At 66.9% G+C, this 21,068-nt stretch carries 21 protein-coding genes and 1 pseudogene; 10 read left to right on the forward strand and 12 right to left on the reverse strand.

Going from position 1 to position 21,068, the window contains the following annotated elements:
- The first annotated feature begins 17 nt into the window (after positions 1 to 17).
- Together E3T51_RS01005 and E3T51_RS01010 are read left to right on the forward strand one after the other, a co-directional pair.
- Positions 18 to 989: a nitrilase-related carbon-nitrogen hydrolase gene (locus E3T51_RS01005; RefSeq protein WP_134526340.1), complete on the forward strand. Its 972-nt coding sequence runs from the start codon at positions 18 to 20 to the stop codon at positions 987 to 989.
- An 8-nt stretch (positions 990 to 997) separates the two neighbouring features.
- The gene (locus E3T51_RS01010) at positions 998 to 2,005 is read left to right on the forward strand and encodes an agmatine deiminase family protein (protein ID WP_241989094.1); all 1,008 of its coding nucleotides are present in this window, start codon (positions 998 to 1,000) and stop codon (positions 2,003 to 2,005) included.
- Between the two features lie 251 nt (positions 2,006 to 2,256).
- On the opposite strand, the gene E3T51_RS01015 is transcribed toward E3T51_RS01010, so the two are convergent.
- From E3T51_RS01015 to E3T51_RS01045, 8 genes and pseudogenes are all read right to left on the reverse strand, one after another.
- On the reverse strand, positions 2,257 to 3,039 hold the full coding sequence (locus E3T51_RS01015) for a 3-hydroxyacyl-CoA dehydrogenase (protein WP_134526346.1): 783 nt from the start codon (positions 3,037 to 3,039) through the stop codon (positions 2,257 to 2,259).
- Positions 3,039 to 4,223, reverse strand: coding sequence for a thiolase family protein (locus E3T51_RS01020; protein WP_134526349.1), 1,185 nt, complete (start codon positions 4,221 to 4,223; stop codon positions 3,039 to 3,041). Before E3T51_RS01020 ends, E3T51_RS01015 begins: the two co-directional genes overlap by 1 nt.
- Before the next feature lie 49 nt (positions 4,224 to 4,272).
- Entirely contained in the window at positions 4,273 to 5,079 is an 807-nt protein-coding gene (locus tag E3T51_RS01025; RefSeq protein ID WP_134526352.1) for a TrmH family RNA methyltransferase, read from the reverse strand.
- Positions 5,080 to 5,281: 202 nt separating this feature from the next.
- The gene (locus E3T51_RS17465; RefSeq protein WP_134526818.1) at positions 5,282 to 5,971 is read right to left on the reverse strand and encodes a DUF4397 domain-containing protein; all 690 of its coding nucleotides are present in this window, start codon (positions 5,969 to 5,971) and stop codon (positions 5,282 to 5,284) included.
- Positions 5,972 to 6,118: 147 nt separating this feature from the next.
- A pseudogene (locus tag E3T51_RS17470) lies at positions 6,119 to 6,607 on the reverse strand (DUF4397 domain-containing protein); the annotation flags it as partial.
- 85 nt (positions 6,608 to 6,692) lie between these two features.
- The gene (locus E3T51_RS01035; RefSeq protein ID WP_134526355.1) at positions 6,693 to 7,499 is read right to left on the reverse strand and encodes an anti-sigma factor; all 807 of its coding nucleotides are present in this window, start codon (positions 7,497 to 7,499) and stop codon (positions 6,693 to 6,695) included.
- Positions 7,486 to 8,040: an RNA polymerase sigma factor gene (locus E3T51_RS01040; protein ID WP_241989096.1), complete on the reverse strand. Its 555-nt coding sequence runs from the start codon at positions 8,038 to 8,040 to the stop codon at positions 7,486 to 7,488. Before E3T51_RS01040 ends, E3T51_RS01035 begins: the two co-directional genes overlap by 14 nt.
- Before the next feature lie 281 nt (positions 8,041 to 8,321).
- The gene (locus tag E3T51_RS01045; protein ID WP_134526361.1) at positions 8,322 to 9,803 is read right to left on the reverse strand and encodes an NAD-dependent succinate-semialdehyde dehydrogenase; all 1,482 of its coding nucleotides are present in this window, start codon (positions 9,801 to 9,803) and stop codon (positions 8,322 to 8,324) included.
- Between the two features lie 175 nt (positions 9,804 to 9,978).
- On the opposite strand from E3T51_RS01045, the gene E3T51_RS01050 reads away from it, so the two are divergent.
- From E3T51_RS01050 to E3T51_RS01080, 7 genes are all read left to right on the forward strand, one after another.
- Positions 9,979 to 11,436 (forward strand): fumarylacetoacetate hydrolase family protein, encoded by a 1,458-nt coding sequence (locus E3T51_RS01050; protein WP_134526364.1) that lies wholly within the window; start codon positions 9,979 to 9,981, stop codon positions 11,434 to 11,436.
- Positions 11,424 to 12,131 (forward strand): GntR family transcriptional regulator, encoded by a 708-nt coding sequence (locus tag E3T51_RS01055; protein WP_134526367.1) that lies wholly within the window; start codon positions 11,424 to 11,426, stop codon positions 12,129 to 12,131. Before E3T51_RS01050 ends, E3T51_RS01055 begins: the two co-directional genes overlap by 13 nt.
- Before the next feature lie 2 nt (positions 12,132 to 12,133).
- On the forward strand, positions 12,134 to 13,648 hold the full coding sequence (gene hpaE / locus E3T51_RS01060) for a 5-carboxymethyl-2-hydroxymuconate semialdehyde dehydrogenase (protein ID WP_134526370.1): 1,515 nt from the start codon (positions 12,134 to 12,136) through the stop codon (positions 13,646 to 13,648).
- A 61-nt stretch (positions 13,649 to 13,709) separates the two neighbouring features.
- Complete coding sequence (gene hpaD / locus E3T51_RS01065; RefSeq protein ID WP_134526373.1) at positions 13,710 to 14,786, forward strand: 3,4-dihydroxyphenylacetate 2,3-dioxygenase; 1,077 nt, start codon at positions 13,710 to 13,712, stop codon at positions 14,784 to 14,786.
- An 11-nt stretch (positions 14,787 to 14,797) separates the two neighbouring features.
- The gene (gene hpaH, locus E3T51_RS01070; protein WP_134526376.1) at positions 14,798 to 15,583 is read left to right on the forward strand and encodes a 2-oxo-hept-4-ene-1,7-dioate hydratase; all 786 of its coding nucleotides are present in this window, start codon (positions 14,798 to 14,800) and stop codon (positions 15,581 to 15,583) included.
- Positions 15,568 to 16,389, forward strand: coding sequence for an HpcH/HpaI aldolase family protein (locus E3T51_RS01075; protein WP_134526378.1), 822 nt, complete (start codon positions 15,568 to 15,570; stop codon positions 16,387 to 16,389). Before hpaH ends, E3T51_RS01075 begins: the two co-directional genes overlap by 16 nt.
- Positions 16,390 to 16,450: 61 nt before the next feature.
- A complete protein-coding gene (locus tag E3T51_RS01080) occupies positions 16,451 to 17,191 on the forward strand; it encodes an IclR family transcriptional regulator (RefSeq protein WP_241989097.1) in 741 nt (246 codons plus the stop codon).
- Here the strand turns inward: E3T51_RS01080 and E3T51_RS01085 are convergent, their stop codons facing one another.
- Both E3T51_RS01085 and E3T51_RS01090 read right to left on the reverse strand, forming a co-directional pair.
- Entirely contained in the window at positions 17,192 to 17,662 is a 471-nt protein-coding gene (locus E3T51_RS01085) for a hypothetical protein (RefSeq protein WP_134526381.1), read from the reverse strand.
- 169 nt (positions 17,663 to 17,831) lie between these two features.
- Positions 17,832 to 18,077 carry a hypothetical protein gene (locus E3T51_RS01090; RefSeq protein WP_134526384.1) on the reverse strand — a complete coding sequence of 82 codons (246 nt, stop codon included), beginning with the start codon at positions 18,075 to 18,077 and terminating at the stop codon, positions 17,832 to 17,834.
- A gap of 232 nt (positions 18,078 to 18,309) precedes the next feature.
- Here E3T51_RS01090 and E3T51_RS01095 point away from each other — a divergent pair, with 232 nt between their 5' ends.
- Entirely contained in the window at positions 18,310 to 19,656 is a 1,347-nt protein-coding gene (locus E3T51_RS01095; protein ID WP_104191212.1) for an MFS transporter, read from the forward strand.
- Between the two features lie 82 nt (positions 19,657 to 19,738).
- Here the strand turns inward: E3T51_RS01095 and E3T51_RS01100 are convergent, their stop codons facing one another.
- Both E3T51_RS01100 and E3T51_RS01105 read right to left on the reverse strand, forming a co-directional pair.
- Complete coding sequence (locus E3T51_RS01100) at positions 19,739 to 20,440, reverse strand: alpha/beta fold hydrolase (protein ID WP_134526386.1); 702 nt, start codon at positions 20,438 to 20,440, stop codon at positions 19,739 to 19,741.
- 26 nt (positions 20,441 to 20,466) lie between these two features.
- Positions 20,467 to 21,057, reverse strand: a complete 591-nt coding sequence (locus E3T51_RS01105) for an isochorismatase family protein (protein WP_134526389.1) — start codon at positions 21,055 to 21,057, stop codon at positions 20,467 to 20,469.
- Positions 21,058 to 21,068 lie beyond the last annotated feature (11 nt).

Here is a 21,068-nt window from a genome sequence, read left to right on the forward strand (position 1 = left end):
AACCTCAGGAGAACAGCATGCACCTGATTACGGCCCCGACCAGCCCCGCCTCGCCCACGCGGGTACATCAGCCCGACCGCGCTCCCCTGCGCGTCGGCCTCGTGCAGCACCGCTGGCACGCTGACGAGGCGACGCTGCGGGCCGAGCTGGCCGACGGCATCCGTCTGGCCGCCGAGGCCGGTGCCCGCATCGTTTTTCTGCCCGAGCTCACCCTCAGCAAGTACCCCGGGAATGTGCGTGCCACCGGAATTCCCAAAGCGGACGCCGAGCCGCTCCAAGACGGCCCGACCTTCGCCTTCGCGGCCGCCCAGGCGCGACTGCACAGTGTCATCGTGCACGCGTCACTCTTTGAAAAGCCGGCGGAAACCGACGCCCCCGACGACCCGCGCGGGTACAACACAGCCATCCTGGTATCGCCGACCGGTGAGCTGCTCGGCCGCACCCGCAAAATGCACATCCCGGTCACTGCCGGCTACTACGAGGACACCTACTTTCGGCCGGGGCCCGCCGAAGACGCCTACCCGGTCTACAGCGTGGCGGGCGCACGCCTCGGCCTGCCGACCTGCTGGGACGAGTGGTTTCCCGAGGTTTCCCGGCTGTACGCGCTCGGCGGAGCAGAGATTCTGGCCTATCCCACCGCGATCGGATCCGAACCCCTCTTTCCACACTTCGACACCCAGCCGATCTGGCAGCAGGTCATCGTGGCTAACGGCATCACGAGCGGACTTTTCATGGTCGTGCCGAACCGGCACGGCGACGAGGGTGACCTCACGTTCTACGGCTCGTCGTTCATCTCCGACCCGTTCGGACGGGTGCTCGTCGAGGCGCCGCGCGGGAAGTCCGTGGCGCTTGTGGCGGATCTCGACCTGGCCCAGCGCGCGGAGTGGCTGAGCCTGTTCCCGTTTCTGGTCACCCGCCGCCCGGGCAGTTACGCGCGGCTGACGGCGGCCGTTGACCCAGCGCATCCGTTTGGCGGGCCGGGCGAATGACCTGGCGGATGCCGGCCGAAACCGCCCCGCAGGACCGCGTCTGGATGGCGTTTCCAGCCTCCGGCTACACCCTCGGCGACAGCGCAGAGTCGGCGCACGAGGCACGAAGCGCCTGGGCCGCCGTGGCACACGCCGTGGCCGACTTCGAGCCGGTGACGATGGTCGTCGACCCGGCTGCCCGCGCCGACGCCGCCCGCTATCTGGGGAACGGCATCAAAATTGTCGAGGCCGCGCTGAACGACAGTTGGATGCGCGATATAGGCCCGAGCTTTGTGCATGACGATGAAGGCCGCCTCGGCGCCATCGACTGGACCTTCAACGGCTGGGGCGCGCAGGACTGGGCCAGCTGGGACAAGGATGCCTCGATCGGCCGTTTCGTAGCGGATGCCGCCGGTGCGACCGTGGTCTCGTCGAGGCTCGTGAACGAGGGCGGCGGAATCCACGTCGACGGCGAGGGGACCGTGCTCGCGACGGAAAGCGTGCAGCTCGACCCCGGGCGCAACCCCCGGGCCACCCGGGCCTCGGTCGAAACGGAACTGCGGCGCACGATCGGTGCCGAGCACGTGGTCTGGCTGCCGCGCGGCCTCACCCGCGACCAGGCGCGGTTCGGCACCCGCGGCCACATCGACATGGTCGCCGCAATGCCGTCGCCCGGCACGATTCTGCTGCACGCGCAGAACGATCCGGGGCATCCCGACTATCCCCTCACCCGGGAATTTCGGATTCTGCTGGCTGACGCGCACGACGCGTTCGGGCGACCCTTCACGATCATCGACCTGCCGGCGCCCGCCGTGCTGCGCGACGATGAGGGTTTCGTGGACTACAACTATGTCAACCACCTCGTCGTCAACGGCGGCGTCATTGCCTGCAATTTCGGCGAGGAGCGCACCGACGCAGCAGCCCGGGAGGTGCTCGCAGCCGCCTACCCGGGGCGACGGGTGGTGTCGGTCGACGCGCGGCCACTGTTCGCGCGCGGCGGCGGCATCCACTGCATCACGCAGCAGCAGCCGTCTTAGCCGGTCAGGGCGCTGCGGCGTCATGACGTTGCCCCCCAGATCACGAGAGCGACGGCGTCGACGTTCAGTAGAACGGATGCCCGCGGCCAGCTGGGCGGGCTGGTGAACAGCGGCAACGGAACGGCTAAGTTTGCCCAGACGAGGTGGAGAACAGCGAGGATGCCGCAGGCGAACCCGGCGAGAACGAGGTGCCGAAGATGACTGCCATGCGATTTGCTCCCCTGATGACTTGCTACCTCGACGAACTAACCCTACTTCGGCTGCATCCGAATGGCCCCGTCGAGACGGATAGTTTCTCCGTTGAGCATGGGATTTTCAATGATATGCCGCACCAGGAATGCGAATTCGTCGGGGTCGCCAAGTCGGGACGGGTGTGGCACCTGCGCGCCCAGGGAATCCCGCACCGACTGCGGCAGCCCCTGCAGCATGGGGGTGTCAAAGATGCCGGGCGCAATCGATACGACTCGAATCAGGCTCTGCGCAAATTCGCGGGCGAGCGGAAGGGTCATCGCGGCCACGCCACCCTTGGACGCAGCGTAGGCCGCCTGCCCGATCTGCCCGTCAAACGCGGCGACCGATGCCGTGTTGACGATGACGCCGCGTTCGGCGCCGCCTTGGCGGTGTGGGTCACCCACGGGTTCGGTGCGCTGCATCGCCGCGGCGGCCAGTCGCACGACGTTGAACGTACCCACAAGGTTGATGCGAATGGCGCGCTCGAAGTCTTCAAGCGGCAGCGGCCCGTCGCGGCCCACCGTGCGAGCGCCCGGCGCGATGCCGGCGCAATTGACCACGATACGGAGCGGGCTCAACGCCATCGCGGCGTCGACGGCGGTCTGCACGTCGCCGGCGCTCGTCACGTCACCGGCAACGAACCGAGCCCGGTCGCAAAGCGACGCGGCGATCTCCTCGCCGGGAGCGCCAGGCAGATCCAGCAATACCACGGATGCCCCGGCTTCGTGCAGGGTGCGAACGCAGGCCAGGCCGAGGCCGGAGGCGCCTCCGGTGATGAGGGCGGAGCATCCGTTTATATTCACTAAATCCTCTCGATCAGGGTGGCGTTGGCCATGCCGCCGCCCTCGCACATGGCCTGCAGGCCCCACCGGCCACCGGTCATTTCCAGGTGGTTGAGCAGGGTACCGAGCAGGCGGGTGCCCGAGGAACCGAGCGCGTGGCCGAGGGCGATGGCGCCGCCCCGCGGGTTGAGGCAATCGGGGTCGGCGTGAAGCTCGCGCAGCCACGCCAGCGGCACACTCGCGAAGGCTTCGTTGATCTCGTAGGCGTCGATGTCGTCGATATTCAGGCCAGCCCGAGAAAGGATGCGCTGGGTCGCCGGAATCACGCCGGTCAGCATGAGCAGCGGGTCACTTCCCACCACGGTGAAACTGTGAAATCGGGCACGGGCGTTGAGACCGAGCTGGGCCGCCCGCTTGGCGCTCATGATCAGGGTCGCTGAGGCGCCATCGGTCAGCGGCGAGGAGTTGCCGGCTGTGACATGCCAGCCGAGCTTCGGAAACCGGGCGGCGAGGGCATCGGTGCGAAAGGCGGGGCGCAGGCCGCCCAGCGAGGCGTGTGACGTGCCGGCGCGAATGGTCTCGTCCTCGCTGACCACGCGGCCGTCCGGCCGGGTGACGGTCACGATTTCACCGGAGAAATCGCCCCGTTCGGTCGCCGCAGCGGCGAGCCGGTGGGAGCGGGCCGCGTAGTTGTCGAGGGCGTCGCGGCCGAGGTTCCATTTTTGGTTGATGAGCTCGGCGGAGACGCCCTGGTTGACGAGGCCGTCGGGGTAGCGCGCATGCATGAGCGTGCCGAAAGGGTCCTGTCCGCCGGCCGATGACCCGAGCGGAACCCGGCTCATCGACTCGACGCCACAGGCGATGACGATGTCAGCACTGCCGCTCATGACGGCCTGGGCGGCGAAGGCGGTTGCTTGCTGGCTGGATCCGCACTGCCGGTCGATCGTGGTGCCGGGAACGGTGTCGGGAAACCCGGCGCTGAGCAGAGCGGTGCGGGTGACGTTGGTGCTCTGCTCGCCGACCTGGCTGACGCAGCCTCCGATCACGTCGTCAACGAGCGCCGGGTCGAGGTTGTTGCGGCCGACCAGTTCGCGCAGCACGATGGCCAGGAGGTCGGCCGGATGAATGCCATCGAGAGCTCCCCCGGGTTTGCCCCGGCCCGACGGGGTACGCAAAACATCCACGATGACAGCTTCATTGCTCATGACCACAGCCTAGGCCCGGCGGGGCGACCAAAGCGGGCGCTGTGTTCGGTTACCCGGAGAGCGCCCACATGGCCACTGCACTCGCCGCGGCGACGTTGAGCGAGTCGATGCCGTGCTTCATTGGAATCTGCACAACGCTGTCCGACGATGTGAGCGCCTCGGGCGTGAGCCCCTCGCCTTCGGCGCCGAGCAGCAGTGCCAGGCGTTCATGCCCGGTGCCGTCGAAGTCGCGCAGGCTGACCGCGCCCGGGGTCAGGGCGAGAGCGGCGACGTGAAAACCGTGCCGGGTGAGCAGGGCGCGGGTTGTTGTCCAGTCACCGACGCGGGTCCACGGCACCTGCAGCACGGTGCCCATGGACACCCGGATGGCCCGGCGGTAGAACGGGTCTGAGCAGCGGGGCGTGACCAGAATGGCATCCGCTCCGATCGCGCCGGCGGAGCGAAAGATGGCGCCGACGTTGGTGGGGTCTGACACGTTTTCGATAATGACGATGCGGCGCGCACCGGCCAGTAATGTGTCGGCGTTCGGCAGCTCGGGCCGGTGCATCGAGGCAATCAGGCCGCGGTGCAGAATGTACCCGGTGAGTTCGGCGAGCATTTCTCCCGAGCCCACGAACACGGGAACCTCGGCCGCGTAGTGGCCGAGCACCGAGAGTGCCTCGTCGGCCGTATTGCCGAGCGCGAGCACCGACCGCGGAACATGCCCGGCGCGCAAAGCCCGTTCCAGCACGAGCGCCGATTCGGCGATGTAGAGTCCGTGCTCGGTGCCGCGGGCCTTTTTCAGCGCCACATCGGTGAGGTGGGCATAGTCGACCAGTCGCGCATCGCTCAGGTCGTCGATCGCGATCAGGGGCATCCGCAAAGTCTAACCAGCCACCCGGACTCCGCCCCTCGCCCGGGCGCTCGGTCTCCCGGCCCGGACCACTCCGCGCCTAACTCCTGCAATTTTCCGGCCGAGGCCGTTCGACCCCCGAATTTCCGGGGGGCGAACGGCCTCGCGTCGCAGATTGCAGGAGTTATGCGCCACGGTGGCTCGAACTGGCGCAGCGGAGGTAGAACTACTTCTTGGTGGGCACCGTCTGCACGGCCAGGGCGAGCGTGCCGTCGGCGAGGCTGCCCCAGGCGTACACGATGGTGTTCGTGCTCGAGGCGATGTCGACGTCGGCCGGCCCGATCAGCGCCGCCGTGGTACCGGCAGCGGCAACCGCTGCCGAGATGGTGCCGACCGGCAGCACGAGCAGGGATTCGTTGGGGTTGGTCAGGCCGGTGATGGCGGGGGCGCCGTTGGCGAGCACGTCGACGGCCGGGGCGGCAGCAACGTGGCGCACGGTCAGGCGGCCCTGGCCGTCACCGGGTGCGGACGTGTCGTTGGTGAACAGCGCGGCGGTCGGAACTCCGGCCTCGCTCAGGTGGGCAACCGCGGTGTAGTTCAGTCCGGAAGCGACCGCGAGGTCGACCGGGCCGATCACGGGGGCGCTCGCGTCGGCGGCATCCGCTGCGGTGATGGCGAGAGTGTAGGTGCCGGCCGCGATGCGGAACGTCTTCGTGAGGGTTCCGGGCTCGAAGTCGTCGATGACCAGCTTGTCATCGACGTACACATCGACCACGACGCCAGGGATGGCATGCAGCACCGAAACGGATGCCGACGCGGCGGCCCGCGTGCGCACTGTCTGCACGAACAGGGCCAGGTTACCCTCGGCGAGGCTGCCCCAGGCATAGACGATGGTGTTGGTGCGCGGGGCAATCATGACATCGGCCGGGCCGAGCAGCGGCGCGGTCGTTCCGGCCGCAGCGACGACAGCGCTGATCGTGCCGACCGGCAGGTCGAGCACAGCCTCCGACGGGTTGGTCAGGCCGGCGACGGCGACGGCGCCGTTCGCGAGCACGTCCACGGCGGGAGCGGCCGCGACATGGCGCACGGTGAGGCGGCCCTGCCCGGCAGCCAGCGGCGCGGTGTCGTCACTGAACAGCGTTGCGGTGGGTATACCGGCGTCAGTCAGGTGGGCGACGGCCGTGAAGCTGCGATTCGCCGTGACGGTCACGGTGCTCGAACCACTCAGTGCGAGGCCGACCAACGGTGAGCCATTGGCGCTGCCGCCGAGTTCGAGGGGGTTCGACGCGGAGATGTCGACGGTGTGCGTGCCGGCCGCGATCTTCAACGGCCCGAGCAGGGTGCCCGGCTCGAAGTCGTCGACGACCACGCGGCCGTCGACCGAGATGTCGAGGGTGAGGCCGGGGATGGCATGCAGCACCGACACCGATCCGGTGCCCGGCGAGGTGGATGCCGCGGGTACGGCCGCCTGCGCCGGCGCGAGCCCGGCGAAAGCTACGAGGAGGCCGGCGGATATTCCGACGGCGATGGACTTGCGCATTGCTACCTCCATGGGTCGTTACGGAAGGCGGCTTACCTCCCTTGGTAACACCTTCCCCGCCCCCGCGGGATTCGGATGCACCGACAGTGAGTAATTCTCAGTCACCCGCGAGCAGTTCGCCGCGCACGATCGAGTCGCCGGAGTGCGCCGGGTCGCCGTCGGCGGGTTCGGCCGACACATCGACGAGCGGGTACTGGTCCAGGTCGACGCCGGCGGGAACGGTGAAACGGCCGGTGGACCCGTCCAGAAATCCGAGACTGACCAGGCCGGAGGCATCCGCTTTCAGCAGCCAGACTTCGCGCAGGCTTGCGCCGGCCGGCGCGTCGAGGTCGACGACGACCGAGCGCTGACCGTCGACGGATTCTTCGACCCTGGCCAATCCGCTCGCGGTCCAGCCGGGCAGTGCACCGAGGGTGGCTTCGGCCATAACCCGCTCAGCGCCTCCGGTGGTGGTCGCCACGCCGATGGCGATGCCACCGGCCAGCCCGACCAGGCCGACGGCCGCCGCGACCAGCACCCACCGGAGACGAGGAAACTGGCGAACCGGTGCGAAAGCGGCCGGTTCGCCGCGTTTGCCAGCGGAAGCGTGCGGCTCGGCCGCGGCGTCCGTCGGGTAAGAAAGCCGCGGGGGCAGCGGCGGCGTGCGTACGGCGTCGCTCAGTGCGAGTTCGGCGTGGATGCTCACCCAGACCTCCTCGGGCGGCGTGAGCAGACGGTCGGGTCTGGCCGCTCGACCGAGTTGCACGACCTGCCGCAGGGCCAGGTACTCGCCCGCACACTTGGCGCAGGCCGCGAGGTGGATGCGTTCTGCATCGCTCACGTCGAGTTCGGCCAGGGCGTGCAGGTACAGGTCATCGGTGACGATGTGGGTACGGTCGAGGTGGGCGCGGTCAGTAGGAATCATCGGACACCTCCAGCCGGGTGCGCAGCCGGGTCAGGCTGCGGCGCATGTGGCTCTTGACGGTGCCGAGCGGCAGTCCGAGGCTGTCGGCGATTTGCACCTGGGTGAGGTCGTCGAAGAAGGCCAGGCGCATCACCTGGCGCGGGACCGGCTCGAGCCGGTCGATTTCGTCGCCGACCAGTACCCGGTTGACCACGCTGATGCTGTCGTCGACACGGTGCGCGGGTACGGTCGCGGCGAGCGCTTGTTCGATGCGCCGTTGTCGATTGCGCGCCTCGTGGGTGTCGGCGATCACGTGCCGGGTGATGCCGGTCAGCCAGGCCGGCAGCCGGGATCGGGCCGGGTCGAACCCGGCACGGCCGCGCCAGGCCGCGATGAACACCTTCTGGGTGACGTCTTCGGCATCAGCCGCGTTGGCTAGGGAGCGCACGGCGATCGTGAAGACCAGCGACGACCAGCGGGCGTAGGCGGCAGCCAGGGCACGCTCATCGCCATTCTGGAAGGCGCCGGCCAGGGCTGAGTCATCGTCGGTGGGTGTACTCACGTCGGGGTGGGTCCTTCGGGCCAAAACGCGAACCGGGCAGGGGCGCGGCTGCGGCACCGTTTCGGTGTCGACCTCCGCGCCCACCAGCATAGTGAGTTTCCCTCGACTCGGCAGCAGCTTCACCACGCAGCAGGGGCCACAGCAGCAAACCCGACGTCATCGGCTGCGGCCCTCCCCGACGAAAATCACCTAACCTGGCAGATCTCGCCTCGAAGGCATAACGAATGCACCCGGTCGCGATTCTGCGCGCGGGTTGCGGCATCGCTCGTTACGCGTGCCGGCTAGGACACGGGCGTGAGCGTGTATTTCGTCGACAGGTACTCCTGGATGCCCTCGAGGCCGCCCTCGCGACCGAGACCGGACTGCTTGACACCGCCGAACGGCGCGGCCGCGTTGGAGACGACGCCGGTGTTCAGGCCCATCATGCCGGTCTGCAGTTTGTCGATCATGCGCTGGCCGCGAGCGAGATCGGTCGTGAACACGTAGCTGATCAAGCCGAACTCGGTGTCGTTGGCGAGGCGCACGGCATCCTCTTCGTCGGTGAAGGTGCTGATTGCCAGCACCGGGCCGAAGATCTCATCGCGCAGGATGTCGCTGCCGGGTGCGACATCGGTGAGTACGGTGGGTGCGTAGAAGGTGCCCTCACGCTCGATGGCACTGCCGCCGGTGAGCAGGGTCGCGCCGCGGGTGAGCGCGTCCTGCACGAGGGAGTCGGCCTTCGCGACGGCTTTCTGATCGATCAGCGGGCCAATGGTGATGCCGCCCTCGGTACCACGCCCGATCTGAAAGGCTTCGACCTTTTCGGTGACACGACGGGCGAATTCGGCGGCAACGGACTCGTGCACGATGAAGCGGTTGGCCGCGGTGCAGGCCTGGCCGATATTGCGAAACTTGGCGATAAGCGCACCATCCACGGCCTTATCGAGGTCGGCATCGGCGAAGATGACGAACGGGGCGTTGCCGCCGAGCTCCATCGACGTGCGAAGCACGTTCTCGGCGGAGAGCTTGATGAGCGCCTTGCCGACCGGGGTCGACCCGGTGAAGCTGAGCTTGCGGAGGCGTGGGTCGGCGATGATCGGCTCGGTCACCGCGCCGGACTGGGACGTCGTGATGACGTTGACGACACCGGCCGGCAGGCCAGCCTCTTCAAGCAGGGCCACAAAGTGCAGGGTGGTCAGCGGTGTGAGGGCGGCCGGCTTGACCACGACGGTGCAGCCGGCGGCGAGCGCCGGGGCGATCTTGCGGGTCGCCATGGCCAGGGGAAAGTTCCACGGGGTGATCAAAAGGCAGGGTCCAACCGGATGCTGGGTGACGATCGTGCGACCGGTACCCTCGGGGTTGGTGCCGTAGCGACCACTGATGCGTACGGCTTCTTCGCTGAACCAGCGCAAGAATTCACCGCCGTAGCCGACCTCGCCGAGCGCTTCGGGCAGCGGCTTGCCCATTTCGAGGGTCATGAGCAGGGCAAATTCCTGCTTGCGCTCCTGCAACAGGTCGAAGGTGCGGCGCAGAATTTCTCCACGTACGCGGGCCGGGGTCGCTGCCCAGTCAGCCTGCGCGGCGTCGGCGGCGTCGAGGGCGGCAGCGCCGTCGGCCACGCTCGCGTCGGCGATGGTTTTGATGACACAGCCGGTGGCCGGGTCGACGACATCGAGGGTGCGCCCGCCGGTGGCGGCAACCCATTTGCCGTTGATGTAGAGCTGGCTGGGCACGCGAGCGAGCAGTTTGGATTCGTTCGTTGGCGCTTCGGTAACAACCGTCATTGCATCTCCCATGCTTGTGTCTGCCCGTCGATCTGACGGTAATAGCCTAGCTCTGCCCACCGACAAGGTCGCAGGCCGCTCGGTGTGGGATCGAGCCTCTGTTCGACGGGCTTGCGTCGTTCGCACGATCGTATATCATTTCAAATACACACGCAGCGCTGCGAGAGGACCTCACATGCAGAATCCCACACCATTTACCGGCACCCCCGGCAAGGTGATCGCACTGCATTTAAACTATCCCTCCCGCATTGCCCAGCGCGGCCGCGTGCCGGAGCAGCCCTCGTACTTCCTGAAGCCCGGCACCTCGGTGAGCGCCTCGGGTACCCCGATCGAACGCCCAGCCGGCACCGAACTGCTCGCCTTCGAGGGCGAGATCGCCCTCATCATCGGCCGCAGCATCCGTCGAGTGAGCCCGGATCAGGGCTGGGCGGCTGTCTCTGGCGTCACCGCCGCGAATGACTTCGGCGTCTACGATCTGCGCTACGCCGACAAAGGGTCGAATTTGAAGTCCAAGGGCGGAGACGGCTTCACCCCGCTCGGCCCGAACGTGCTCAACGCCAGGGGCGTTGAACCCGATGCCCTGCGGGTGCGCACCTGGGTCAACGGCGAGTTGGTGCAGGACGACAGCACTGCAGAGCTGGTCTTCCCGTTCGGTCGTCTGGTCGCCGATCTCTCCCAGTTGATGACGCTCGAGCCGGGCGACGTGATTCTCACCGGAACCCCCGCTGGGTCTTCAGTAGTGCAGCCCGGCGACGTGGTCGAGGTCGAAGTGGATGCCCCGACCGCGCCGGGAGCGCCAAGCAGCGGACGACTGGTCACACCGGTCGTCGCGGGCGCGGTCGCAATGGCCGAATACGGCGCCAGTCCGAAGATCGACGATCTGCAGCGAGCTGAGGCCTGGGGGTCAGCCGAAGCAGCCGGACTACCGGAGGCCGGTTCCAGCATTCTGACCGACGAGCTCAAAGCGAAGATCAACTCGGTCGGCACCGCCACGCTCAGCTCGCAACTGCGCAAGCGCGGCCTGAACAACGTATCGATCGACGGACTTCAAACCACACGTCCCACCAAACGCCTGGTGGGGCTCGCCCGAACGCTGCGATTCATTCCCAACCGGGAGGACCTCTTTATCGCCCACGGCGGCGGCTACAACGCGCAAAAGCGCGCCTTTGATTCGCTTCGCCCCGGAGATGTACTCGTGATCGAGGCCCGCGGCGAGACCGGCACCGGCACGGTCGGGGACATCCTCGCCCTCCGCGCGCAGGTCAACGGCGCGGCCGGCCTCGTGACGGATGGCGGGGTGCGCGACGTGACCGCCGTGGCCGCCCTCGAGATGCCCACTTACTTCGCCAACGCGCATCCTGCCGTTCTCGGCCGCAGGCACGTGCCGTGGGACACGGACCTCACCATTGCCTGCGGCGGTGCGGCGGTGCAGCCCGGCGATGTGATTGTCGGCGATGCCGACGGCGTCCTCGTGATTCCGCCGCACGTGATCGAGGAGGTCGTCACCGACGCGATCGAGCAGGAGCGTGAGGAGACGTTTATCGCCGCGATGGTTGCCGCGGGCGAAGGTGTCGACGGGCTGTACCCGATGAACGCCAAGTGGAAGGAACGGTACCGAGCATGGCTGCAGTAATAGCGCTGTCGGTGAGCAAGTCCGAACTCGCCTATCAATGGATCAAGGCGCGCATCTCCGACGGAACGTTCACGCCGGGCTACCGTTTAGTTCTGGGCGCGATCGGTAAGGACCTGGGCGTGAGTGTCGTACCGGTGCGCGAGGCTATCCGCCGCCTTGAAGCGGAGGGGCTGGTCACCTTCGAGCGCAACGTCGGGGCGCAGGTCGCCATGCTCGAAGAGACCGAATATCTCTATACGATGCAAACGCTGAGCGTCGTCGAGGGCGTCGCGACCGCACTGTCGGCGCCGTTCATCACCACCGCCGACATCGAACGCGCCCGCACGGTCAACCAGGCCATGACTGCCTCCCTCGAAGACCTCAACCCGCACCGGTTCACCGAACTCAACCTTGAATTTCACTCGATCCTGTTCGAGAACTGCCCGAACCCGCACATCCTCGATCTGGTGCACCGCGGCTGGAACCGCATGAAGGTGCTGCGCGACTCCACCTTCAGCTTCGTGCCCGGCCGCGCCCGCGACTCAGTAGCGGAGCATGACAACCTGCTTCAGCTGATCGAGGCGGGCGCTGACGCGCTCACGCTCGAGCTGGCCGCGCGCGCTCACCGCACCGGCACGCTGGATGCCTTCCTCGCCTACCAGAAGTCGCATCATCTCCACATCGAAGTCGAACCGTCCCCGAGAGAGAAAGCCTGACCATGACGCAGACGTCTGTCCAGACAACGCACTATGTTCCCGATGACCTACCCACCAGCATCCGTCACTTCATCGGTGGAGAATTCGTCGACAGCGTCGATGGTGAGACGTTCGAGGTGCTCGACCCGGTGTCGAACCAGACCTACGCCATCGCAGCCGCCGGCCAGCAGGCCGACATCGACCTGGCCGTCGCCGCCGCGAAGGACGCCTTCTCCAGTGGACCCTGGCCACGCATGCTGCCCCGGGCCCGCGCCCGGGTGCTGCACCGCATCGCCGACGCCGTCGAGGCGCAGGATGCCCGGCTCGCCGAACTGGAAACCTTCGATACCGGGCTGCCGATCACGCAGGCGCTCGGCCAGGCGCAGCGCGCGGCCGAAAACTTTCGGTTCTTCGCCGACCTGATCGTGGCGCAGGCCGACGACACTTACCAAGTTCCAGGCCGACAGATCAACTACGTCAACCGCAAGCCAATCGGTGTCGCCGGGCTGATCACGCCGTGGAACACCCCCTTCATGCTCGAAAGCTGGAAGCTTGCCCCCGCGCTCGCCTCCGGCTGCACCGTCGTGCTGAAACCGGCCGAATTCACGCCGCTGTCGGCAAGCCTGTGGGCGGAGATATTTCGCACCGCCGGGGTGCCAGACGGCGTATTCAACCTGGTCAACGGTCTCGGCGAGGAAGCCGGCGATGCGCTGGTCAAGCATCCCGACGTGCCGCTCATCTCGTTTACCGGTGAGACGACGACCGGCCAGACCATCTACCGCAACTGCGCGGCGAACCTCAAGGGCATGTCGATGGAGCTCGGCGGCAAGTCGCCCGCCGTCGTCTTCGCCGACGCCGACCTCGACGCCGCCATCGACTCGACCCTGTTCGGTGTGTTCTCGCTGAACGGCGAGCGCTGCACGGCGTCGAGCCGCATTCTGGTCGAGCGCTCGATCTACGACGAATTCTGCGCCCGCTATGCGGCCCGCGCTCAACGCATAGTCGTCGGCGACCCGCACGACCCGAAGACTGAGGTCGGCGCGCTCGTGCACCCTGAGCACTACGCCAAGGTTATGAGCTACGTCGAAATCGGCAAGACCGAGGGTCGACTACTCGCCGGCGGCGGCCGCCCCGAGACACTGCCAGAGGGAAACTACGTCTCCCCCACGGTCTTCGCCGACGTCGCCCCGACCGCCCGCATCTTTCAGGAGGAGATCTTCGGCCCGGTCGTGGCCATCACCCCCTTCGAAACGGATGCCGAAGCGCTCGCGCTGGCCAACGGCGTGAAGTACGGGCTGGCGGCCTACATTTGGACCACCGACCTGGTTCGCGCGCACACCTTCGCCCAGTCGGTCGATGCCGGGATGGTCTGGCTCAACTCGCACAACGTGAGGGACCTGCGCACCCCGTTCGGCGGCGTCAAGGCTTCCGGTCTCGGCCACGAGGGCGGTTACCGGTCGATCGATTTCTACACCGACTCGCAGGCCGTGCACATCACGCTCGCCCCGGTGCACACGCCTCGTTTCGGTGGCAACTAGCCGCTTCGAGCATCAGCTGCAAACCGCAGCACACCGCGTCACCCTCAACGAGGAGAACCCCATGACACTCAGCCCGATCCCCACTCCCACCGCTACCCCGCCCGATATCCTCCGCTGCGCCTACATGGACATCGTCGTGACCGACCTCGCCAAGTCGCGCGAATTCTACGTCGACATTCTCGGCCTCGTCGTCACCGAGGAAAGCGACTCCGAGATCTACCTGCGCAGCTTCGAAGAATTCATCCACCACAACCTCGTGCTGCGCCAGGGGCCCATCGCCGCCGTCGCCGCGATGGCGTTTCGGGTGCGCAGCCCCAAAGACGTCGACCTCGCCGAGGCGTATTACCAGGAGCTCGGCTGCCGCACCGAACGTCGCGCCGAGGGCTTCGTGCCGGGCATCGGCGACAGCGTGCGCGTCGCGGACCCGCTCGGCTTTCCGTATGAGTTCTTTTACGCGACCACCCACGTGGAACGCCTCGCCTGGCGCTACGACCTGCAGGGTCCAGGCGCGCTCGTGCGCCTCGACCACTTCAACCAGGTCACCCCCGACGTCGGCCGCGGCCGTAAATACCTTGAAGACCTCGGCTTTCGTGTCACCGAAGACATCCAGGACAAAGACGGCGTCACCTACGCCGCCTGGATGCGCCGCAAGGACACCGTGCACGACACCGCCCTCACCGGCGGCAACGGGCCGCGCATGCACCACATCGCCTTCTCCACCCACGAAAAGCACAACATCATCTACATTTGCGACAAGCTCGGTGCGCTGCGCAAGAGCGACCTGATCGAACGCGGGCCGGGCCGCCACGGCGTCTCGAACGCGTTCTACCTGTACCTGCGCGACCCCGACGGCCACCGCGTTGAGATCTACACGCAGGACTACTACACCGGCGACCCCGACAACCCCGTCGTCACTTGGGACGTGCACGACAACCAGCGCCGGGACTGGTGGGGCAACCCGGTCGTTCCCAGCTGGTACACGGATGCCTCCCTCGTGCTCGACCTCGACGGCAACCCCCAGCCGGTCATCGAACGCACCGAATCCAGTGAAATGGCCGTGACCGTCGGCGCCGACGGCTTCTCGTACACTCGCAAAGACGACGAGCTGGCCGGCTTCAAACTCGGCACCACCCTTTAGGAGTGGCGCCCATGCTTGATCACACAGTCATTGAAAAGATCGTCGACGAACTTGTCGCGGCCGGCCTCACCCGGTCGACGGTTCCCCTTCTGACCACCCGCCACCCCGGGATGACCGTCGACGACGCCTACGCCGTGCAGAGCCTGTGGAAGGAGCGCGGCATCGCGGCTGGCCGCCGGCTCGTCGGCCACAAGATCGGTCTGACCTCCAAGGTCATGCAGGTCGCCACCGGCATCACCGAACCCGATTATGGTGTGATCTTCGCCGACGAGGTCTACGAGAATGGCGCGAGCATCCGGTTCGACAGCTTCTCGAACGTGCGAATCGAAGTCGAGCTGGCGTTCGTGCTGGGCAAACCACTGTCCGGCCCCAACTGCACCTTGTTCGACGTGCTCGATGCCACGGACTACGTCGTTCCGGCGTTGGAGATCCTCAGTTCGCGCATTGAGATGCCCGGCCGCACGATCGTCGACACCATCTCCGACAACGCGGCGATGGGCGGGATGGTGTTGGGCGGCATTCCCGTGAAGGTTGGCGATATCGACCTGCGCTGGGTGTCGGCGCTGCTGTACCGCAACCAGACCATCGAGGAATCAGGAGTGGCCGCGGCCGTACTGAACCACCCCGCTGCCGGAGTCTTCTGGCTGGCGAACAAGCTCGCCCAGCACGGAACCAGCCTTGAGGCCGGCGAGATCATTTTGGCCGGCTCGTTCACCCGTCCGATGTGGGTGCAGCAGGGCGACACCGTGCACGCCGACTACGGACCCTTGGGAGCCATCACATGCCGATTCGAGTAGCAGCAGAGCCGACCTTTCGCGACGTTCTCGGGGGTACTGAACGGGCGCAGATCGGCATGTGGGTGTGTTCCGGCAGCGCGCTGGTCGCGGAAATCTGTGCCGGTAGCGGCCTGGACTGGCTTTTGATCGACACCGAACACAGCCCGAATGGCCTCGAGTCCACGCTCAGCCAGCTGCAGGCCGTACACGGCTATCCGATCGTGCCGCTGGTGCGCGCTCCGATCGGGGATCGGATCATCGTGAAGCAGCTGCTCGACCTCGGCGCGCAGAACCTGCTCATTCCGATGGTCGACACCGCCGAGCAAGCCCGTGACATGGTGGCCGCGGTGCGCTATCCGCCGCTCGGCGTTCGCGGCGTCGGCAGTGCCCTCGCCCGGGCGTCCCGGTGGAACCGCATCGACGACTACATGGCCCGCGCCAACGAGACGATCTCCCTGTTCTTGCAGATCGAGACGATGGATGCCGTGGCCAATATTGCCGAGATCGCCGCCGTCGACGGCGTCGACGGCCTGTTCATCGGCCCCTCCGACCTCGCCGCGTCGATGGGCCTGCTCGGTCAGCAGGACCACCCCAAGGTCGTCGCCTCGGTCGAGCAGTGCATCCGCACCGTCACGGCGCTCGGCAAGCCCGTTGGTGTCAATGCTTTCGCGGCCGCGACCGCCGAGCGTTACCTCGCGGCGGGCGCCCGCTTCGTGCTCGTCGGTGCCGACGTGGCCATCCTCGCCAGAGCCTCGGAGAAGCTCGCCACCACCTTCATCAGGCCAGCGGGTCCGGCCCGGCCCAAGGTTCCGCGGCGGAGTTACTGAGCGACAGAATGACTGAGCGACAGAATGACTGAGCGACAGAGCCGAATGCGAGAATAGGAGCGTGTCGATCCCAGAATTCGCCGAGACCTCCGGCAACCCCGCCTCGGCGCCCGCCGCGCACTCGCAAACGCTGTCGCGCGGCATCCGTGTGCTGGAGATTCTCGCTGACACCGATGAGCCGATGAGCATCGTCGATATCGCCACCGCCCTCGACGTGCACCGTTCGATCGCCTATCGCATCCTCCGCACCCTCGAAGATCACGGCCTCGTCGTGCGCGACCAGGCCGGACTGGTGCGGCTCGGCCCGCGCCTGGCCGCCTTGGCGCGGGGTGTCTCGCGTGACTTACAGGCCGCTGCCCTGCCCGTGCTCACGCGCATCGCCAACGAGCTCGGCATGACCGCGTTCATCGCGGTCCTCGACCAGAGCGAGGTCGTCACGCTTGTGAGTATCGAACCGCGGAAGGCCCAGGCGACGGTCGCACAGCAGCCCGGCACACGGCATCCGCTAAATATGGGCGCACCGGGAATCGCCATCCAGTCAGGCCTGAACGCCGGTCAGTGGGCTGCGCTCGTTCTCGCCGGAGTTCGCCGGAGCGAGGCCGGTGAGGTCGCCACTCTCGGCTATGCCGCCAGCCACGACGAGGTCGTTCCCGGACTGTCGTCGATCGCCGTGCCCCTGGCTGTGCCCGGGCAATCACCCGCCTCGCTCGCCGTCGTGTACATCTCGAGTCTGCACTCCCCCACCGACATCGGTGCAGCGCTCACCGAGGCTGCGCGCACGATCGTCGCTGAGCTTCGCTGATTATTTGGCCACGCACAGGCTTTGCATGCCCACTCGCACGGTCGAACCAATGTGCCGGGCGCGCAGTTGCGACACGACGCTGGGCTCGTCGGCATAGGCGTAGAACTCGCTGTTCTCGGCGGCGCTGGGGTGGCCATCGGTGGCCCATCCCGTCGTGATTCGAAGATACGCGGCGGCCGCGGCGTCGTAGTTGACGTCCCAGTCGTCGGTGTCCGCGCCGGAGAAGGTGAGTTCCATGCCGTAGCCGATTCCCGTACCCAGGCAGTCGAATGCATAGGGCGCGGCCGCCACAGCCAGGTCGAGGGCGGTGCCAGGAATTGCCCCCTGCCGCTCCGGCTCCTGGAAGGCCGGCCCGAATCGTGCGGTTGTCTGGGTGACGAACGCCGCGAACTGTTGCTCGAGTTCGGCGGCCGACAGCGCCGTCGACGGCTCGGTCGGCCGCACGATGGGCGGCCCCTCCTCCGGCCGCACGAGTTCCACTCCAATCGACGAACCCGAAGCGGAGGCAGCGTCCCGGCCACGTAGGTGAAATTCACACCGGAAGCTGCCGGCGCGACCCTCGGCACCGACCAGACACCCGCGATCACCCCGATTATCATGCTCGCCACGCCCAGCACGAGCACGACGGACAGGCCGATAGTCACGCCCTCAGCGGTCGCGCTGGCCCACGCATCGGGCCCGGTAGAACAGAGCATGCGGGGCGGAAAAAATCGTAGCGCCCGCGGTCGCCCGAGCTTTGTACCCGCGCGCACGTCTCGTAGGGGTCCCAGGCGTTGAGCTCGAAGGTGGCCGTGACGATCGGCCAGAGCAGGGTCACGATCAAGCCGGCGATGAGCACACCGAACGCGCGGCGGGCTCGCAGCACGGCGGACTTCTCCGAAGTCATCCCCTTCAAACTAGCGGTCTGCACGCCGAAATCGCTCGTCACCGCCCCCGTGCAGGGTGCAAAATCGCACCCTGGCAGCCGCAACATACCGATCCCACACAATACTGACCAATAGGTAGGTAATCTTTGGTTTAGCTGCCATACTGCCCCAGTGCCGATATTCTCCGCACGATCCACACACTTTGCCGCAGCACCCGACCCAGCACCGCAGTGAGATACGAGGGAGTATTCCATGGCTTTTACGACCGAGCGCACGCAGGCGACCAGCGCTAAACGGAACGAAGAACGGCGGGTTCTCGCCGGCACGATGGTGGGCACCACCATCGAGTGGTACGACTTCTTCATCTACGCCCAGGCCGCCGGCCTCGTGCTGGCCGGCCTGTTCTTCGCACCGCTCGCCGGAGAGAACGAACCGCTCGCCCAGCTGATCGCCTGGGCCTCGCTCGGCATCAGCTTCCTGTTTCGCCCGCTCGGCGCCATCGTCGCCGGACACCTCGGTGACCGCATCGGCCGCAAGGCCATGCTGGTCTTCACCCTCGTCATGATGGGCGCGGCCACCGCGCTCATCGGCCTGCTGCCAACCTTCGACCAGATCGGCGTCTGGGCACCGATCCTGCTGATCGTGCTGCGCATCCTGCAGGGCTTCTCGGCCGGCGGCGAATGGGGCGGCGCCGCGCTCATGAGCGTCGAGCACGCACCGATCAACAAGCGCGGATTCTTCGGTGCCTACCCGCAGATCGGCGTTCCGGTCGGCCTCATCCTCGCCACCGGTGTGATGATTCTGGTCACCACGTCGATGAGTGAAGAAGCGTTCCTCAGCTGGGGTTGGCGCATTCCGTTCCTCGTCTCCGTGCTGCTCATCGTCGTCGGCTGGGTCATCCGCCGCGCGGTCGCCGAGAGCCCGGTCTTCAAGGAGATGCAGACTCGCAAGAAGGAATCTGCTGCCCCGCTCAAGCAGCTCTTCCAGAACCACTCGCGACAGGTCATCCTCACCGCACTGATCTTCATCGCTAACAATGCGGCCGGTTACATGCTCATCGCTTTCTTCAGTTCGTATGCCACCAAGCCCGCCGAAGCTGGCGGACTCGGCATGGAGCGCACCCCGGTGCTCATCGCCAGCACCGTCGCCGCCGTGTTCTGGCTCGCGTCGACCATGCTCGGAGGAATCCTGTCCGACAAAATCGGCCGCGTGCGCACCTTCCAGCTCGGCTACGCCTTTCTGTTCATCTGGGCGATCCCGATGTTCCTGCTCATCGATACCGGCGACATCGTCTGGTTCGCGCTCTCGCTCATCATCCTGGCAAGCGGACTCGGCTTCTCCTACGGCCCACAGGCCGCGCTCTACGCCGAGATGTTCCCCGCCCAGGTGCGCTACTCCGGCGTCTCAATCGGCTACGCGCTCGGCGCGATCCTCGGTGGAGCATTCGCCCCGCTCATCGCGCAACTGTTGCTCGACGAGACCGGCCAGTCCTTCTCCATCGGCATCTACCTCATGGCCCTCGCTACGATCTCCTTCGTCGCGGTGACCCTGGTCAAGGAAACGCGCGGAGTTCCGCTGGGCATCAGCACCCACGAGTAGCTCTCGTAAATCCGAACCGTGCCGCCGAGAGTAAAATCCGGGCGGCACGGGTATTCCGTGCTCTCTTGGACCGAGCCCGGGCTCAGGTCAAGAATTCCAGGGCTGCTTGCTTGAACTCGCGGGCGGTCAACGCGCTGAGGTGGGTGCGGCCGGGCAGTTCGACGTACCCGGCGCCGCGCTCGGCCGCAAGCAGTGCTACCCCGGCCGGAATCTGGTCGGCACCGCCCGCCACGAACAATTGCCGGATGCCCACTGGCACGTCCAGGGTGCTTCCCGCCATCCCCTGCACGCACGCCATCAGCGCCTCCCGGTCGGCTCCGGCGATGATCGCCGGCCCGAATACGGCGGCAATGGTCGGGTCGGAAGGAAGGTCGCCAGAGCGCAGGAACCGGTTGACCTCGCCCTGATCCCAGGTATCGAATAGTTCGAGCGGCCCGGCTCCGCCGAGCACAAGGCTGCGCACGCGTTCGGGCGCAAGCCGGGCCATGGCGGCCACGACCCGCGACCCCAGGGAATAGCCGATGACATCGACCTGCTCGAGCTCCAGCATGTCGAGCACAGCCACGAGGTCGGCGGCCAGCTGCCTCGGTAGGTAGTCGTCGGGGCGGTGCGGTTTGTCGCTGCGCCCATGTCCGCGCAGGTCGGGCGTGATCGCGCCCCGCCCCACTTCCCCGAGCGCCCGCACCCACCCCGAGCCGCTCCAGGTGACCGCTGCGGTCGACGCGAAACCGTGCACGAGCAAAACCGGTCGTTCCCCCGGCGCGGTATCAAAGGCAATACGCACCCCGTCGAGCCGTCTCGCGAACGAGGTCACTCGACGGCGTCGCTCGCGGCAAAGACCGCGCCGGCGTGCGCCATCTCAGCGAGCGCGGTCGCCGTGGCTTCCGCGGCGACACCGGCAACCAGGTCGGTCAGCACACGCACGCGCTGGCCATGTTCGAGCGCGTCGAGAACGGAGGCGCGCACGCAGTGGTCCGTTGCGAGGCCGACGATGTCGACCTCGGTCACGCCGTGCTCGGTCAGCAACTCCGTCACCGTCTGCCCGGCTTCGGTGGTGCCCTCGAAGATGGAGTACGCGGGCTTGCCCTGGCCCTTGCGAATATGGAAGGTCACGGCATCCGTGGTGAGAGCCTTGTGATATTCGGCGCCCGCGGTGCCGGCCACACAGTGCACTGGCCAGGTCGTGAGGTAATCGGGTGCCGTATCGCGCGCGAAGTGGCCACCGTTGTCGTTGCCGATATCGTGCCAGTCGCGCGAAGCGAAGACATATCGATAGGCGAGCGGATGCTGCGCCAGCAGCGCGCTCACGCCCGCCGCTACTGCGCTGCCCCCGTTAACGCCGAGCGCACCGCCCTCGGTGAAGTCATTCTGAACGTCGATGATGAACAGTGCACGGGTCACGCGGTCTCCTT

The organism is Cryobacterium serini (genome assembly GCF_004404025.1).
GTDB lineage: Bacteria > Actinomycetota > Actinomycetes > Actinomycetales > Microbacteriaceae > Cryobacterium > Cryobacterium serini.